This window comes from Bradyrhizobium sp. SZCCHNR1015 (assembly GCF_032489875.1).
GTDB lineage: Bacteria > Pseudomonadota > Alphaproteobacteria > Rhizobiales > Xanthobacteraceae > Bradyrhizobium.
The window spans coordinates 45163-61963 of sequence record NZ_JAUEYW010000019.1; the positions used below are offsets into that span (position 1 = coordinate 45163).

Below are 16801 nucleotides of genomic sequence, written 5' to 3' on the forward strand. Positions count from 1 at the left end.
GACGGTGCCCATGGCTGAAGCCAAGATCATCCTGCGTGATACGTCGGCCGCGAGCGCTGCGCCTGCAGATGTCGCGCGCAAGCTCGGCGTGCTCGAACTGCTGTGGAACGACGGCTTCGTGCGCAAGACCCTGATCATTGTCCTGCTCGCCGCGATCTGGCAGGCCTATGGCAGCTATCTCGACAATCCCCTGCTGTTCCCGACCTTCTCCGACACCATCGCGGCGCTGTGGGAGAAGGTCCGCGACGGCACCATTCCGATGCGCGTCTGGACCTCGCTGAAGGTGCTGTTCATGGGCTATGCCGCCGGCATCGTTCTCGCGGCGATCCTGACTGTGCTCGCGATCTCGACCCGCATCGGCACCGATTTCCTCGAGACGATCACGGCGATGTTCAATCCCTTGCCGGCGATCGCGCTGTTGCCGCTGGCCCTGATCTGGTTCGGGCTCGGCAGCGGCAGTCTCGTGTTCGTGCTGATCCATTCGGTGCTGTGGCCGGTCGCGCTCAACACCCATTCGGGCTTCAAGAGCGTGTCGAACACGCTGCGCATGGTCGGCCGCAACTATGGCCTCACCGGCTTCTCCTACGTGATCCGCATCCTGATCCCGGCGGCGTTCGGGGCCATCCTCACCGGCCTGAAGATCGGCTGGGCCTTTGCCTGGCGCACCCTGATTGCCGCGGAGCTGGTCTTCGGTGTCTCCTCTGGCCAGGGCGGTCTCGGCTGGTTCATCTTCGAGAACCGCAACCTGCTCGAAATCCCGGCGGTGTTCGCCGGCCTCCTGACCGTGATCCTGATCGGTCTCGTGGTCGAGAACCTGATCTTCCGGACCATCGAGCGCAAGACCGTCCTGACCTGGGGCACCCAATCATGACCGACCGCAAGCAACCCGATCAGCTGCGCAGCGCGCGCTGGTTCGCGCCCGACGATCTCCGCTCCTTCGGCCATCGCTCGCGCGTGATGCAGATGGGCTACGCCCAGGAGGAATGGAAGGGCCGTCCGGTCATCGCCATCGTCAACACCTGGTCCGACGCGCAGCCCTGTCACATGCACTTCAAGAGCCGCGTCGACGACGTCAAGCGCGGCGTGCTGATGGTCGGCGGCTTCCCGATCGAGCTGCCGGCGCTGTCGCTGTCGGAGTCGCTGTTGAAGCCGACCACGATGCTCTATCGCAACATGCTGGCGATGGATGTCGAGGAGCTCTTGCGCAGCCATCCCGTCGATGGCGTGGTACTGATGGGCGGCTGCGACAAGACCACGCCGGCGTTGCTGCTCGGCGCCACCAGCATGAACCTGCCGGCGATCTATCTTCCCGCGGGGCCGATGCTGCGCGGCAATTGGAAAGGCAAGACGCTCGGCTCCGGCTCCGACGCCTGGAAATACTGGGACGAGCGCCGCGCCGGCAAGCTGTCGGACGCCGACTGGAATGCGATGGAGGCGGGTATCGCCCGCAGCCACGGCACCTGCATGACCATGGGCACGGCGTCGACCATGACTGCGATCGCGGAAGCGATCGGCATGACCCTCCCGGGCGCCTCGTCGATCCCCGCCGCCGATGCCGAGCACATCCGGATGAGCTCGGAATGCGGCCGCCGCATCGTCGAGATGGTGTGGGAGGACCTGACGCCGTCGAAGATCCAGACCAAGGCCGCGTTCGAGAACGCGATCGCGGTGGCGATGGCAATGGGTTGCTCGACCAACGCCATCATCCATGTGATCGCGCAGGCGCGCCGCGCGGGTGCAGACATTGGCCTCGATGATTTCGAGGCCGCGAGCCGTAAGGTGCCGGTGCTCGCCAATGTGCGGCCGAGCGGCGACACCTATCTGATGGAGGACTTCTACTACGCCGGCGGCTTGCCGGGGCTGATGAACCGGATGACGGAGCACCTCCATCTCGACTGCCTCACCGTCAACGGCTGTACGCTCGGTGACAACATCGCTGGTGCCGGCGTCTACAACGACGATGTCATCCGTCCGCAGTCCAACCCGATCTACCGCGAGGGCGCACTCGCCGTGCTCAAGGGCAATCTTGCGCCGGACGGCTGCGTCATCAAGCCTTCGGCTTGCGAGTCACGCTTCCTCAAGCATACCGGCCCGGCGCTGGTGTTCGACGACTATCCGTCGATGAAGAAGGCGATCGACGATCCCGATCTCGATGTTACCGCTGATCATGTGCTGATCCTGCGCAATGCCGGGCCGCAGGGCGGCCCGGGCATGCCGGAATGGGGCATGCTGCCGATCCCGACCAAGCTGGTGAAGCAGGGCGTCCGCGACATGGTGCGCCTGTCGGACGCTCGCATGAGCGGCACCAGCTACGGCGCCTGCATCCTGCACGTATCGCCAGAGTCCTATATCGGCGGTCCCCTGGCGCTGGTGCGCAACGGCGATCTCATCACGCTCGACGTCGCCGCCCGCACCATCGATCTCGACGTTCCCGAGGACGAGCTGGCCCGCCGCCGTGCCGAATGGCAGCCGCCCACGCCGCGCTTCGAGCGCGGCTATGGCTGGATGTTCGCCCGCCACATCAGGCAGGCCAATGATGGCTGCGACTTCGACTTCCTGGAAACCGGCTTCGGCGCGCCGGTGGGCGAGCCGGCTATTTATTAGTTAGTGATTGTCGTTCCTAGGCAGGCGAAGCCTGAGTCTGGAACTTCGAGATTGGGATTCGAGCTATCACCGCAACAAAGGTGCGCTCCCTCCCCCCTTGTGGGGGAGGGCTGGGGAGGGGGGGAGCCCCAAGCGACACCATTGATGTGGGCCCCACCCCCAACCCCTCCCCGCAAGGGGGAGGGAGCGCAGCGAGCAAGACCAAGACATGACCAGACTCAGCACCGCCACCCGCAACAAGCTCAAGACCGTCTCGACCGCGACCGTCGCCACCGCGCTGTTCAAGCGCGGCCTGCGCATCCAGTGCATCCAGAACGTCCATCCGCTCAGCCCGGCGCAGCCGACCATGGTCGGCGAGGCCTTCACGCTGCGCTACATCCCGGCGCGCGAGGATCTCAACACGATCGAAGTGTTTCGCGACCGCGGCCATCCGCAGCGCAAGGCGGTCGAGGATTGTCCGCCCGGCGCCGTGCTGGTGATGGACAGCCGCAAGGACGCGCGCGCTGCTTCGGCCGGCGCGATCCTGGTCAGCCGGCTGCAGCAGCGCGGCGTCGCCGGCGTCGTCACCGACGGCGGCTTCCGTGATGCCGCCGACATCGCGAGACTCGGCATCCCCGCCTTCCACCAGCGCCCGAGCGCGCCGACCAATCTCACCTTGCATCATGCCATCGAGATCAATGGCCCGATCGCCTGCGGCGACGCCCCGGTGTTTCCCGGCGACGTCATCCTCGGCGATTCCGACGGCGTCATCGTCATCCCAGCCCATCTCGCCGACGAGATCGCGGACGAGACGTTCGAGATGACCGCGTTCGAGGATTTCGTTGCCGAGGAAGTTGCCAAGGGCCGCTCGATCCTCGGCCTCTATCCGGCAACCGACCCGCAGACGCCCGCCGACTTCGCGGCATGGCGCGCGAAGAACAACAGGTAGCCGCTCCAAATTCCGGTGTCGTCCCTGCGAACGCAGGGACGACACCGTTGTTGTGGCGCGAGCGTACCACAAAGCGCCGAAAATGCCCGCCCATCCAGCGAGAGCTGCAAGCCTGACATGCGGCTGAATCGCCACGTGCGCTGTTGACCGGGCGCTCCGCGCTGGTCACGGTGGCCGGCCCTCATAGCCGCTCCGTGCCCCATGCTCTCCATCGCCTCCCTCTGGATTCCCTTCACCCTGGTCGCCGCCGCCGGCCAGGTCGCGCGCAACGCGATGCAGCGGTCGCTGACGGCGAAGCTCGGCACCTGGGGTGCGACCAATATCCGCTTCCTGTTCGGCTTTCCGTTCTCGCTGGTGTTCCTGACCGTGGTGCTGCTGGCCACCGGCGACCATCTGCCATGGCCGCCTGCTGTGTTCTGGCCGTGGCTGCTGCTCGGCGCGCTCAGCCAGATCATCGCCACCGGGCTGATGCTGCTGGCGATGACCGATCGCTCGTTCGTCGTCACCACCGCCTATCTGAAGACCGAGGCGATCCAGACCGCGATCTTCGGCTTCATCTTCCTCGGTGATCCGCTCTCGCTGCCGAAGCTGGTCGCCATCCTGATCGCCACCATCGGCGTCGTTATCACCGCGCTGCGTCCCGGTGGCGAGAAGGGCTTCGCAGAGTTGAAGCCGACGGTGACCGGACTCGTCGCAGCCGCCGCGTTCGCCTTGTCGGCCGTCGGCTTCCGCGGTGCCATCATCACCGTCGACGGCGTCTCCTTCGTCACGGCGGCGTCCTACACGCTGGTCTGGGGCCTGTTCGTGCAGACGGCGCTCCTCACCGTCTATCTGCTGGCGCGCGCCCCCGGCATCCTGCGCGGGATCCTGTCGCTGTGGCGGCCGTCGATGATGGCCGGCTTCGTCGGCGCCTTCGCGTCGCAATTCTGGTTCCTGGCGTTTGCGCTGACCGCGGCCGCCAATGTCCGCACGCTGGCGCTGATCGAGGTGCTGTTCGCGCAAGGCGTGTCGTACTACTCGTTCAAGCAGCCGGTTTCGCTGCGCGAGATCGGCGGCATCGCGCTGATCGTCGCCGGGGTGGCGCTGCTGATCGCGGTGTAGTCAACCCTTGAGCGCGATCAGCACGGCACCGGCCGCGATCAGCGCGATGCCGATCCAGCCCTGGGGACTCGGTCGCTCGCCGAGAAACACGGCCCCGAACAAGGCGACCAGCACGACGCTGAGCTTGTCGATCGGCGCGACCAGCGTCGCCGGCCCGAGCTTCAGGGCGCGGAAATAGCACAGCCACGAGGCGCCGGTGCCGAGCGCCGACAGCGTCAGGAAGAGCCAGCTCTTCATCGAGATCGGGCCGGGGCTCGTCAGCTGGCCGGTCGCGAACAGGATCAGCGCCAGCGTCACCAGCACGATCGCGGTGCGGATCAGCGTGGCGAGATCGGAGTTGAGACCCTCGACGCCAACCTTGGCGAAGATGGCGGTGAGGGCCGCGAACAGAGCCGAGAGGAGGGCCCAGAGCTGCCAGGAGGAGGAGAGGGGGAACATCTCATCTCTCGGAGGAAGGTCGCAGTTGAGGTCGAGACATTTCAACCGTCATTGCTTCGCGGCGCTCGCAATGCCGGAAAGATTGCCGAGATCGTGCGCGCATCACTGCCGGCTGCCGCCGAGTGACGAGCCCCGCCGGTCAATTCCGGTCGTCGGGCAGCACCGGGATCGGCGCGACCTCGATGCCTTCCTCGATCAGTTCGCGGGCCTCGTCGAGCGAAGCCTCGCCATAGATCGGCCGGTGCTCGGTCTCGCCGTAATGCATCTTGCGCGCCTCCGTCGGGAAACGCTCGCCGACATCGTCGGCGTTCTTGACGATGTGGTCGCGCAGCTCCTTGAGCTTGGCGCGCAGCTCGCGCTCCTGCGCCATCATCAGCGACGTCGATCCGGGCGGAATGACCTCCTGGGCGGGCGTCGGTACCGGAGCAGGCGCGGCAGGCACGGGCGCCGCGTCGCGGCCCTTCTTGCTGACGATGCGCGGCGCCATGATCGCCTTCTCGATCTTGGTCGAGCCGCAGGCCGGGCATTCCACCAGCTTGCGCTTCACCTGCGAATCGTAGGCCGAGGAACTCTGGAACCAGCTTTCGAACGTGTGGTCACGCTCGCAGCGCAGCGCGTAGCGGATCATGCCGAGCCCCGCACCAGGTGCAGATAGTCCGGACCCGCGTTGGGGTCGGCGATGCCGAACCGGCGGCCGTGCTGCAGCGAAGGAATGGTCTGGCGCACGCTCTCGACCCGCGCGGGATCGATCCGCGCCATGATGACGCCGGGCTCGACGCCGCCCTCCGCGAGGATCTCGCCCCAGGGATCGATGATCAGCGAATGCCCGAAGGTCTCGCGCTTGTTCTCGTGCACGCCGCACTGGGCGGCGGCGAACACGAAGCAGCCGGTCTCGATGGCCCGGGCGCGCAGCAGAGTGTGCCAGTGCGCCTCGCCGGTCTTGCGGGTGAACGCTGAGGGCACGCTGATGAACGAGGCGCCGCTCTCGGCCAGCGCGCGATACAGCGCCGGGAAGCGCACGTCGTAGCAGATCGTCAGCCCCAGACGGCCCCAGGGCAGATCCGAGATCACGGCCGTCTCGCCCGGCTGATAATTGGCGGACTCGCGATAGCTCTCGCCGCCCGGCAGGTCGATGTCGAACATGTGGATCTTGTCGTAGCTCGCCAGCACGTTGCCGTCGGGCCCGATCAGGAACGAGCGGTTCACGGCCTTGTCTGCCGAGAAGCGCAGCGCCAGCGATCCGATGTGCAGATGGATGCCCAGCTCCTTCGCGAGCGCCTGATAGGCCTTGAGAGAGGGATCGTCCGCCTCGCTCTTGAGCTGCTCGAACAGCGCCGTCCGGTTGAGCTGCATCATGTTGCTCACTTCCGGCGTCTGGACGTACTCCGCGCCCTGCGCCACCGCTTCCCGGATCAGCCTTGTGCCCTGCTCGAGGCTCGGCTCGGGCAGGAGCGAGGTGCGCATCTGCACCATGGCGGCGGTAAAGCTGCGGTCGTTGCTCATGATGTCGCCTTGTCTCCCGCCAGCATGGCGTCGAGCCTGCCCTCGCGATCGAGCGCATAGAGATCGTCGCAGCCGCCGACATGGGTCTGGCCGATGAAGATCTGCGGAAAGGTCGAGCCCGGGCCGACACGATCATACATCTTCTGCCGAATCGTCGGATCCCTGCCCGCGTCATGCTCGGTAAAGGGAACGTTCTTGCGGGTCAGGAGCGATTTGGCGGCCGTGCAGTAGCCGCACCCCGGACGGGTATAGATTTCGATCGCAGCGGTCATGTCGCGCTCAGCTGTTTCGGAACGACAGATTATATGGGGGCGCGGGGGGCATCGACAACCCGGGCGAAGACCAGCACGCTGACCTCGGCCGCCTTGGCGCGCAGCAGAGCGCGGGCGCAGGCATCCACCGTCGCGCCGGTGGTCAGCACGTCGTCGACGATCACGATGCGGCGCCCCTGCACGTCATGCAGGCGGTCTGAAGATACCTGGAATGCGCCCTGCACATTGCTGGCGCGCTGGGCGCGCGACAAGCCGACCTGCTGCTCGGTGGCGCGGACACGGCGCAGCGTATCGCCGCTCATTCGGACGCGGCTACAGCGGGCGACCACCCGGGCAAGGGCGCCGGACTGGTTATAGCGGCGGGAAAAGCCGCGCCGCCAATGCAGGGGCACGGGGACCACGAGGTCGGCTTCGGCCAGCAGCTCACGGCCGGCGCGGGCCATCCAGCGTCCCATGATCGGCGCCAGATCGGTGCGATCCTGATATTTCAGCTGATGCACCAGGGTGCGTGCGACCTCGTCATAGCGCACCGCCGCGCGGGCGCGGGCGTAAGCCGGCGGCGCCGCGATCGCTTCCATCGACAGCAGCTCGGGGCCGGGATCGTAGACGAAGGGGATGCCGAGCTTCGGGCAATACGGCCGCTCGATGAACGATAATTTGCCCCAGCAGGCGGCGCACACGCCCTCGCCGTCGACCGGCGCGCGGCAGGCGATGCACAGTGTGGGGAGCGCGACGTCGAGTGCGAGCTTCGCGACATGCGCGAGACCGCCGTGCAGCGCGCCTACGGCTGCACGAAGTCGTCCGACGCTGATTGGAGCAAACGTCACGCCCATGTGTTGAGGCTAGCGTCGCAACCCGCGCCGCTCAAGCGGCGCATTGCCCGGCCACCAGGATCGGCGTAACCAGCCCCGATGACCCAGCCCGCGACAGCTCCCATTCTGTTCGACCGTCCCCTGCTTGCGCAGCGGCAGCGGCGGGCTGCGGGCGCGCCCGAGACGTTCCTGCTGGAGCGCGTCGCCGAGGACATCGCGGACCGCCTCGCCGCGGTGAACCGGTCGTTCGATGCGGCCGCCGATATCTGGACGCCCGGCGCCGGTTTGGCGCCACATCTCACAGGCGGTGTTGCGCAACTGGCCCATCTGGCGGCGCCCGCCACGGCGGATGAGACGCTGCCGCTGGCGCCGCAATCGCTCGATCTGGCGCTGTCGGCGCTGGCGTTCCAATTCGTCAATGACCTGCCCGGCCTGCTGGTGCAGGTTCGCCGGGCCTTGCGCCCAGATGGTCTGCTGCTTGCGGCGATGATCGGCGGCGATACGCTGACCGAGCTCCGGCAATCCTTCGCGGCCGCCGAGGCCGAATGCGAGGGCGGTGTGTCGCCGCGTGTCGTCCCGTTCGCCGATCTGCGCGATGTCGGCGGGCTGTTGCAGCGTGCCGGCTTCGCGCTGCCGGTCACCGATGTCGACCGGGTCGTGGTGCGCTATGCCAGTGCGTTCGGCCTGATGCAGGATCTCCGCCGCATGGGCGCGACCAACAGTCTGGTCGAGCGCCGCCGCACGCCGCTGCGTCGTGCGACCTTGCTGCGAATGGCCGAAATCTATGCCGAGCGCTTCGCCGATCCCGACGGCCGCATCCGCGCCACCTTCGATATCGTCTGGCTGTCCGGCTGGGCTCCGCACGAAAGCCAGCAGAAGCCGCTAAAGCCGGGATCGGCGACCGCCAGCCTGGAAGCGGCGGTGAAGCGAGTGCCCCGCGGCTAACCTTTCGCTACGATGGATGCACCCTGCCCATGCGAGCGCTGCCAGGAAGGTTTGCCCCATGTTCATCAACATCGATCACGTCGTCATCTACGTCGGCGACCAGCGAGCCGCGCTGGACTTCTACGTCGGCACGCTCGGCTTTGAACTGCGGCACTGCTCGACCGGTGGAATCCTCTATTGGGGATATCACCTGAGCGTCGGCCTGCCAGGAAGCAGCACCACCCTGCAGCTCGCATTGCGGCCGCCCGGGGATGACAGGCGCAACGCCCCTGTCATGCTCATCTGCGCGGAGCTAAGCCAGACTTATCAAGCTCTGCTTGCAAGGGGCGTCCAATTCCATAACCATCTCGTCGGCGGAATCGAGTTTGTGTCGTTCTTCGATCCGGACGGCAATGAATTCTACCTGTCCGACAACAACCGGAGCTGGATCGATGACAACGCCCTCATGCGGCTGAAAAAAGGGATTCCGGACGGGCCATGAAGCTCGTGGGCGCCTGTGCAGCTCACATCAACAGATCGATCAGATGCGGCAGCAGCGGAATGTCCGCGGGCGGCATCGGATAGTCGCGCAGCTTGTTCGGCCGCACCCAGGCCAGTTGCTGGCCCTCGCGCGCGGTCACCAGGCCTTCCCAGCGCCGGCAGATGTAGAGCGGCATCAACAGATGGAACGTCTCATAGGCGTGGCTGGCAAAGGTCAGCGGCGCGAGGCAGGCCTCGCGCACGGTGATGCCGAGCTCCTCGTCGAGCTCGCGGATCAGGCTCGCTTCGGGGCGCTCACCCGGCTCGAGCTTGCCGCCGGGAAACTCCCAGAGTCCCGCGAGCGTCTTGCCGGGCGGCCGCTGCGCCAGCAGCACACGATTGTCGGCGTCGACGAGCGCGCAGGCGACGACGAGCGTGAGTTTCAGGTCGGGCATGATCCGATCGGTTGCGAGAGGGATGCGCCGGTCCGAGAACCAGGCACGCTGTTGAGGGAATTTTAACCTAGGCCGTTTCGCGCCCCGTTTCCACGGTTGAAATAAGCCAACCTTAATGGCCGGCCGCGTATTTTCACGGGTGAACGCCGTGGCCTCCTCATGGTTTGTTAGGCATCATTCATGCGAATTCTATCTAGCCTGCTCGGCCGCCTGCGCCGCGACGTCAGCGGCAACGTCGCAGTGACGTTCGCGATCGTCTGCGTTCCGCTGATCACCGCGGTCGGCTGCGGCGTCGACTACAGCCGCGCCAACCAGATGCGCGCCAAGCTGCAGGCGGCGGTCGACGCTGCCTCGGTCGGCGCAGTGTCCCGCACCGCGCCGGCCTTCATCGCCGCGGGCACGATGACCTCGGACGGCGTGATTGCCGCCGGCAACGACGACGCGGCAAAGATCTTCAACGGCAACATGTCCGGCACGTCGGGCTATACGCTGACCAGCCTGACGCCGGAGGTGAAGAAGGCCGGCTCGGTGCTGACCGCCACCGTGTCGTTCTCGGCCACCGTGCCGATGATGTTCATGAACATCGTCGGGTTCAAGACCATGGCCCTGCAGGGCTCGTCGACGGCCAAGGCTTCGATGCCGCGATACATCGATTTCTACCTGCTGCTCGACAATTCGCCGTCGATGGGCGTGGCGGCGACGCCGGCGGACGTGACCAAGATGGTCAATGCGACCTCCGACAAATGCGCCTTCGCCTGCCACGACTACAACGACGCCAACAACTACTACAACCTCGCCAAGACGCTCAACGTCACCACCCGGATCGACGTGCTGCGCAACGCCACCCAGCAGCTGATGGACACGGCGCAGCAGACGCAGACCTATACGAACCAGTTCCGCATGGCGATCTATGATTTCGGCGCGGCGTCGAAGACGATCGGATTGCGGGCGCTGTTTTCGCTGTCGTCGAGCCTGTCCAGCGCCAAGAGCGCGGCGGGCAACATCGACCTGATGGGCGTCTACGGCAACAATGACGCCTACACGGCCGACAAGGATACGCCGTTCACCTCGGTATTCCCCGCCATCAACAACGAGATCGCGACGCCCGGCGACGGCACCACCGGCTCGCCGTTGAAATACCTGTTCTTCGTCTCCGACGGGGTCGCGGACGAGAGCAACGCGTCCTGCCTGAAGCCCAAGGCCAGCGGCAATCGCTGCCAGTCGCCGATCAATCCGGCGCTCTGCACCACGCTCAAGAACCGCGGCATCAAGATCGCCGTGCTCTATACCACCTATCTGCAGCTGCCGACCAACAGCTGGTACATGAGCTGGATCGATCCTTTCAACAAAGGACCGTTCGGTCCGTCGCCGAACAGCGAGATCGCGCAGAAGATGCAGGCCTGCGCCTCAGACGGCTTCTACTTCGAGGTCTCGCCGACCCAGGGCATCGCCGAGGCGATGAAGGCCCTGTTCCAGAAGGCGGTCGCCGACGCACGGATCGCGAGCTGATCAAAACGCCCCCCGGAAGCGCGCCGGCATTTGCGCGCTTCCTTGCCGCGGTCGGTTGCGGAATCAGGACCGGTAGTCGCCGTTGATCGCGACATACTCCTTGGTCAGGTCGCAGGTCAGCACACGGTCGCGGCCCTTGCCGAGGCCGAGCGCGACCTTGATCTGCACCTTCTGCGCCTTCATCGCCTCGGAGACTTCCGCCTCGTCATAGGACGGATCGCGCGCGCCCTTCGATGCGACGCGGATACCGTTGAACGAGATCGAGAGCTTGTCGCGGTCGGCCGGCTCGCCGGCCTTGCCGACCGCCATCACCACGCGGCCCCAGTTGGCGTCCTCGCCGGCGATCGCGGTCTTCACCAGCGGCGAGTTGGCGATCGACATCGCGATCTTGCGCGCCGACGGCTTGCTCTTGGCGCCCTCGACGATGATCTCGACCAGCTTGCGGGCGCCCTCGCCGTCGCGCGCGACCTGCTCGGCGAGGTCGGCCAGCACGGCGTTGAACGCCTTGACGAATGCTTTGGCGCGCGGATCGCTGGCGCGGCTGATCTTCGGCGCGCCCTTCGCCGCGGCGGCGCCGGTGGCGAAGGCGAGCAGGGTGTCGGAGGTCGAGGTATCGCCGTCGATCGTCACCGCGTTGAAGGTGTCCTCGACGCCGGCCTTGAGCAGCGCCTGCAGTGCGGGGGCCGTGATCGGCGCATCAGTGAAGATGAACGACAGCATTGTCGCCATGTCTGGCGCGATCATGCCGGCGCCCTTGGCCATGCCGTTGATCGTCACCCTGGCCTTGCCGAGCTTCACGGTGGCGGTCGCCACCTTCGGGAAGGTGTCGGTGGTCATGATGGCGCGCGCCGCGCCCATCCAGTCCTCAGGCGCCGCGGTGCCGGCCAACCCTTCGAGCACGCCGTCGAACTTGGTCGCATCCAGCGGCTCGCCGATCACGCCGGTCGAGGCCAGGAAGATCTCGTCCTGCTTGCAGCCGACCGCCTTGGCGGCGATCGCCGCCGTCAGCGCCGTCGACTGCTTGCCGGTCTTGCCGGTGAAGGCGTTGGCGTTGCCGGAGTTGACCACCAGCGCGCGCGCCTTGCCGCCCTTCAGCTTGGCGCGGCACCATTCGACCGGAGCGGACGGGCATTTCGACAGCGTGAACACGCCGGCCACCGTGGTGCCGGGATCGAGCAGCGCCAGCAGCACGTCGGTGCGGTTCTTGTAGCGGATGCCGGCCGCCGCAGTCGCGAGCTTGACGCCCGCAATGGCGGGCATGTCGGGGACATCGGTCGGGGCGAGCGGGGAGACGGCTGAGGACATCGGAGGGCTTCCGGCAGAGGATGAGCGGGAAGCGCTCTGTATCATCCTCGTCAACGTTGTGGGAGTGGATGTCTCCACGCCCACATCTGTCATCCCCGCGAAAGCGGGGATCCATAACCACAGGGCTCAGTTGTGAGGCGCGGTACTGGCCGCGGGCCCGTTTCCAACATCACGCGGTATGGGTCCCCGCGTTCGCGGGGACGACGCTGTTCATGACGTGAGTATGTCGCGTCTCAAGCCAAGTGGCGATGCCGCTTACTTCTTCGCCGGCTCGGCCGGCTTCGCATCGGCGGGCTTGGCATCCGCCGGCTTGGCCGCGTCGGTCGCGGCCGGCTTGTCCAGGCGCTCGATCTTGGCGGCCTCGCGCAGCTTGCCGACGTAGTCGGCCTGGGCCTTGCGGGTGACGTAGGTCTCGATCTGGCCCTTGACCTGGTCGAACTCCGGCGGCTTGCGGCTGCGCTTTTCCTCGACCTTGATGACGTGCCAGCCGAACTGGGTCTTCACCGGATCGGAGATCTTGCCCGGCTCCAGCGAGAAGGCGACGTTGGCGAATTCCGGCACCATCTGCTCCTTGGTGAAGAAGCCGAGGTCGCCGCCGTCCGAGGCGCCGGGATCCTTGGACTTCTTCTTGGCGAGCTCGGCGAAATCGGCGCCCTTGGCGAGCTCGGCCTTGACGGCCTTGGCCTCGTCCTCGGTCTCCACCAGAATGTGGCGGGCGTGGACCTCCTGTTCGCCGCCGATCTGCTTGGCGGCTTCCTCATAGACCTTCTTCATCGCGTCCGGCGTGGTCGCGGCCTTGCCCTCGGTGGCGAGCAGGCTGTCCATCAGCAGCCGGTTGCGGGTGAAGGCGAGGCGCTTCTTGAACTCCTCGGTGTCGGCGACCTTCTTGTCCTCGGCCGCCTTGGCGACCAGCTTCATGTCGATCAGGAACGACAGCACGTTCTCGTCCTTGGTCGCCGGATCCATCTGCGCGAGGCTCTGTCCGAGCTCCTCCTCGGCGAGCGTCACGTCGCTCTTGCGGATCTCGGCGCCGTTCACCTTGGCCAGCACCGGGTTGGCATCGTCGGCGGCGCGTGCGGGCGCGGCAAGCAGGGACAACGCGAGACTTCCGGCGAGAGCGGTGGCAAGGCCGAGGCGCAGGCCGGTTTTCGTAACCGGGAACGACGTGGTCATGGAAAATCCTTGTTGAAGAAGAGGGGGCTCGAGGGGGAGGCCTCAGGGCGGCCGGGACACTCGCCCAATCGCCGGGCCTTGGCAACGCGAAAAGTCTGTCAATTTCGTGAAATCGGCGACATGTTGGCGGCGACGGCCCGCCGTCGGGCGCCGTTGACAACGTTCCCCCCCAGCCATATCTCTCCCCGGTCGCTTCAAGGGCGATAGCGCTTATTTTGCTGCGTTTTTGGCCGTTGAACCCTGGTTTGCCTGTCTCCCACTCATCTGGCGGACGCCGCCCGGCGCCGAAGGTCGAGGCTGGCGCGGGTGCTGCGGTGCATCACGTCGGGAACAGCAAACCCAAACCACGAGTTACGGCTGCTACGCAGACCCCATAGAGGCAGGATTTCAGCAATGATCGGCGCGCTCGCCCGCAAGCTATTCGGCTCCGCCAACGACCGTCGCGTCAAGGGCTACCAGTCCCGTGTCAACGCCATCAACGCGCTGGAGCCGGAGCTCGCCAAGCTGACCGACGAGCAGCTCAAGGCGCGCACCGAGGAGTTCAAGACGCAGCTCGCCGACGGCAAGACCCTCGACGATATCCTGGTCCCGGCCTTCGCCACCGTCCGCGAGGCCTCCAAGCGCACCCTCGGCCAGCGCCATTTCGACGTCCAGCTGATCGGCGGCATGGTGCTGCACGAGGGCGACATCGCCGAGATGAAGACCGGCGAAGGCAAGACGCTGGTGGCGACCCTCGCGGTCTACCTCAATGCGCTGGCCGGCAAGGGCGTCCACGTCGTGACGGTGAATGATTACCTCGCCCGCCGCGACGCCGGCTGGATGAGCCAGATCTACGGCTTCCTCGGCCTGACCACCGGCGTGATCGTGCACGGCCTCGACGATGCCGAGCGCAAGGCGGCCTATGCGTGCGACATCACCTACGGCACCAATAACGAATACGGCTTCGACTATCTCCGCGACAACATGAAGTACCGGCTGGAGGAGATGGTCCAGCGCGGGCACTTCTTCGCCATCGTCGACGAGGTCGACTCGATCCTGATCGACGAGGCGCGCACGCCGCTGATCATCTCCGGCCCGCTCGACGATCGCTCGGAGTTCTACAACACCATCGACACCTTCGTGCCGAAGCTCGACAAGACCGACTACGAGGTCGACGAGAAGCAGCGCACGGTGACGCTCACCGAAGCCGGCATGGAGAAGATCGAGACCCTGCTGCGTGACGCCGGCCAGCTCAAGGGCGACTCGCTCTACGACGTCGAGAACGTCTCCGTCGTCCATCACATCAATCAGGCGCTGCGCGCACACACGCTGTTCACCCGCGACAAGGACTACATCGTCCGCGACGGCGAGGTCGTGATCATCGACGAATTCACCGGCCGCATGATGCCGGGCCGGCGCTATTCGGAAGGCCTGCACCAGGCGCTGGAAGCCAAGGAGCATCAGCCGGTTCAGCCCGAGAACCAGACGCTGGCCTCGATCACCTTCCAGAACTACTTCCGCATGTACGCCAAGCTCGCCGGCATGACCGGCACGGCCGCCACCGAGGCCGACGAGCTGTTCGACATCTACAAGCTCGAGGTGCTGGAGATCCCGACCAACCTGCCGGTCGCGCGTCTCGACGAGGATGACGAGGTCTATCGCACCCAGCAGGAGAAATACGCCGCAATCCTCGCCGAGATCGAGCGAGCGAATTCGCGCCTGCAGCCGGTGCTGGTCGGCACCGCCTCGATCGAGAAGTCCGAGGTGCTGGCCGCCTACCTGAAGCAGCACGGCTACAAGCAGATCGATTTCGGCAGCGAGCGCGCGCTCGACAAGCTCTATGCGGCGGCCCGTGCCGGCAAGCCCGCAAAACTGTTCGCGGTGCTGAATGCGCGCTTCCACGAGCAGGAAGCCTATATCGTGGCGGAAGCCGGCGTGCCCGGCGCGATCACGATCGCGACCAACATGGCCGGCCGCGGCACCGACATCAAGCTCGGTGGCTCCTTGGAGATGCGCATCCAGCAGGAGACCGGTGGCATTACTGATGAGGCCGAGAAGGCCGCCAAGATCGAGCAGATCAAGGCCGACATCGCCTGCTTCCGCGAGATCGTTTTGAAGGCCGAGGAGACGGTCGAGATCGAGCCGGCCAAGGGCTCGAAGCCTGCCAAGACCGTGACCAAGCCGGGCGGCCTCTACATCATCGGTTCCGAGCGCCACGAATCCCGCCGCATCGACAACCAGTTGCGCGGCCGCTCAGGCCGCCAGGGCGACCCCGGCCGCTCCAAGTTCTTCCTGTCGCTGGAAGACGATTTGATGCGGATCTTCGGGTCCGACCGGCTCGACAGCATGCTGACCCGGCTCGGCCTGAAGGAAGGCGAGGCCATCATCCATCCCTGGATCAACAAGGCGCTGGAGAAGGCGCAGCAGAAGGTCGAGGCGCGCAACTTCGACATCCGCAAGAACCTCCTGAAGTTCGACAACGTCCAGAACGACCAGCGCAAGGTGATCTTCGACCAGCGCGTCGAGCTGATGCAGGACGAGAGCGTCGTCGAAACGATCACCGACATGCGCCATGCCTTCATCGACGATCTCGTCAGCAAGCACGTGCCCGAGCATGCCTATGCCGAGCAGTGGGACGTCGCCGGCCTGAGGGAGGAGCTGAAGCGCGTGCTCGACCTCGACCTGCCGGTCGATGAATGGGCGAAGGAAGAGGGCATCGCCGACGAGGAGCTGCTCAAGCGCATCGAGACCCACGCCGATGAGCGCATGGCCGCCAAGGTTGCGCAATGGGGCCCCGACGTGATGCGCTACGTCGAGAAGACGATCCTCTTGCAGACGCTGGACCATCTCTGGCGCGAGCACCTGGTGATGCTCGATCATCTGCGCCAGGTCATCGGCTTGCGCGGCTACGGCCAGCGCGATCCGTTGCAGGAGTACAAGTCGGAAGCCTTCACGCTGTTCGAGGCCATGATCGCGCATCTGCGCGAGGCCGTCACCGCGCAGCTGATGCGGGTCGAGATCGTGCCGCCGGAGGAGCAGCAGCAGGTGCTGCCGCCGATGCAGGCGCACCACGCGGATCCCAACACCGGCGAGGACGAGATGGCCTTCGCCAACGTCTCCCTGGTGCCGTCCTCGGGCGCCGCCCCGGTCCCAGCCGAAGCGCGCAACCCGAACGACCCCACGACCTGGGGCAAGATCGGCCGCAACGAGGACTGCCCCTGCGGCTCAGGCAAGAAGTACAAGCACTGCCACGGGAAGTACGCGTAGGCGCGGGTCTGCGCGCGGCGGTCTCTCCATTGTCGTTGCGAGCGAAGCGAA

At 66.0% G+C, this 16801-nt stretch carries 16 protein-coding genes; 8 read left to right on the plus strand and 8 right to left on the minus strand.

Features of this window, described 5'->3' with window-relative positions:
* The first annotated feature begins 10 nt into the window (after positions 1 to 10).
* The 4 genes from QX128_RS28415 (at position 11) to QX128_RS28430 (ending at position 4633) form a co-directional block, all read left to right on the plus strand.
* Positions 11 to 871, plus strand: a complete 861-nt coding sequence (locus QX128_RS28415) for an ABC transporter permease (protein ID WP_315800625.1) — start codon at positions 11 to 13, stop codon at positions 869 to 871.
* The gene (gene araD / locus QX128_RS28420) at positions 868 to 2604 is read left to right on the plus strand and encodes an L-arabinonate dehydratase (protein ID WP_316239162.1); all 1737 of its coding nucleotides are present in this window, start codon (positions 868 to 870) and stop codon (positions 2602 to 2604) included. The genes QX128_RS28415 and araD overlap by 4 nt, the downstream gene beginning before the upstream one ends.
* A 208-nt stretch (positions 2605 to 2812) precedes the next feature.
* On the plus strand, positions 2813 to 3532 hold the full coding sequence (locus tag QX128_RS28425; protein WP_316239163.1) for a ribonuclease activity regulator RraA: 720 nt from the start codon (positions 2813 to 2815) through the stop codon (positions 3530 to 3532).
* A 201-nt stretch (positions 3533 to 3733) separates the two neighbouring features.
* The gene (locus QX128_RS28430; protein ID WP_315800622.1) at positions 3734 to 4633 is read left to right on the plus strand and encodes an EamA family transporter; all 900 of its coding nucleotides are present in this window, start codon (positions 3734 to 3736) and stop codon (positions 4631 to 4633) included.
* Here QX128_RS28430 and QX128_RS28435 read toward each other — a convergent pair whose 3' ends face one another.
* The 5 genes from QX128_RS28435 to QX128_RS28455 all read right to left on the minus strand — a co-directional run bounded on the left by QX128_RS28435 (position 4634) and on the right by QX128_RS28455 (position 7679).
* Positions 4634 to 5071 carry an EamA family transporter gene (locus tag QX128_RS28435; protein WP_316216851.1) on the minus strand — a complete coding sequence of 146 codons (438 nt, stop codon included), beginning with the start codon at positions 5069 to 5071 and terminating at the stop codon, positions 4634 to 4636.
* A 139-nt stretch (positions 5072 to 5210) separates the two neighbouring features.
* On the minus strand, positions 5211 to 5699 hold the full coding sequence (locus QX128_RS28440; protein WP_316182887.1) for a DUF1178 family protein: 489 nt from the start codon (positions 5697 to 5699) through the stop codon (positions 5211 to 5213).
* Positions 5696 to 6574 (minus strand): carbon-nitrogen hydrolase family protein, encoded by an 879-nt coding sequence (locus QX128_RS28445; RefSeq protein ID WP_316182888.1) that lies wholly within the window; start codon positions 6572 to 6574, stop codon positions 5696 to 5698. Before QX128_RS28445 ends, QX128_RS28440 begins: the two co-directional genes overlap by 4 nt.
* Positions 6571 to 6846, minus strand: coding sequence for a glutaredoxin 3 (grxC, locus tag QX128_RS28450; RefSeq protein ID WP_316216850.1), 276 nt, complete (start codon positions 6844 to 6846; stop codon positions 6571 to 6573). Before grxC ends, QX128_RS28445 begins: the two co-directional genes overlap by 4 nt.
* 29 nt (positions 6847 to 6875) lie before the next feature.
* Positions 6876 to 7679 carry a ComF family protein gene (locus tag QX128_RS28455; RefSeq protein WP_315800617.1) on the minus strand — a complete coding sequence of 268 codons (804 nt, stop codon included), beginning with the start codon at positions 7677 to 7679 and terminating at the stop codon, positions 6876 to 6878.
* Between the two features lie 78 nt (positions 7680 to 7757).
* On the opposite strand from QX128_RS28455, the gene QX128_RS28460 reads away from it, so the two are divergent.
* Positions 7758 to 8603 carry a methyltransferase domain-containing protein gene (locus tag QX128_RS28460; protein ID WP_316239164.1) on the plus strand — a complete coding sequence of 282 codons (846 nt, stop codon included), beginning with the start codon at positions 7758 to 7760 and terminating at the stop codon, positions 8601 to 8603.
* Positions 8604 to 8661: 58 nt separating this feature from the next.
* Positions 8662 to 9084 carry a VOC family protein gene (locus QX128_RS28465; RefSeq protein ID WP_316239165.1) on the plus strand — a complete coding sequence of 141 codons (423 nt, stop codon included), beginning with the start codon at positions 8662 to 8664 and terminating at the stop codon, positions 9082 to 9084.
* A gap of 22 nt (positions 9085 to 9106) precedes the next feature.
* Here the strand turns inward: QX128_RS28465 and QX128_RS28470 are convergent, their stop codons facing one another.
* Entirely contained in the window at positions 9107 to 9517 is a 411-nt protein-coding gene (locus QX128_RS28470; RefSeq protein WP_315800615.1) for a (deoxy)nucleoside triphosphate pyrophosphohydrolase, read from the minus strand.
* 180 nt (positions 9518 to 9697) lie between these two features.
* Here QX128_RS28470 and QX128_RS28475 point away from each other — a divergent pair, with 180 nt between their 5' ends.
* Positions 9698 to 11026, plus strand: a complete 1329-nt coding sequence (locus tag QX128_RS28475) for a TadE/TadG family type IV pilus assembly protein (protein WP_316239166.1) — start codon at positions 9698 to 9700, stop codon at positions 11024 to 11026.
* Between the two features lie 63 nt (positions 11027 to 11089).
* Here QX128_RS28475 and argJ read toward each other — a convergent pair whose 3' ends face one another.
* Positions 11090 to 12331 carry a bifunctional glutamate N-acetyltransferase/amino-acid acetyltransferase ArgJ gene (gene argJ / locus QX128_RS28480; RefSeq protein ID WP_316239167.1) on the minus strand — a complete coding sequence of 414 codons (1242 nt, stop codon included), beginning with the start codon at positions 12329 to 12331 and terminating at the stop codon, positions 11090 to 11092.
* Between the two features lie 255 nt (positions 12332 to 12586).
* Positions 12587 to 13504, minus strand: coding sequence for a peptidylprolyl isomerase (locus QX128_RS28485; protein ID WP_316216846.1), 918 nt, complete (start codon positions 13502 to 13504; stop codon positions 12587 to 12589).
* Positions 13505 to 13897: 393 nt separating this feature from the next.
* On the opposite strand from QX128_RS28485, the gene secA reads away from it, so the two are divergent.
* Positions 13898 to 16750 carry a preprotein translocase subunit SecA gene (secA, locus tag QX128_RS28490; RefSeq protein ID WP_316239168.1) on the plus strand — a complete coding sequence of 951 codons (2853 nt, stop codon included), beginning with the start codon at positions 13898 to 13900 and terminating at the stop codon, positions 16748 to 16750.
* The last annotated feature ends 51 nt before the right edge of the window (positions 16751 to 16801 follow it).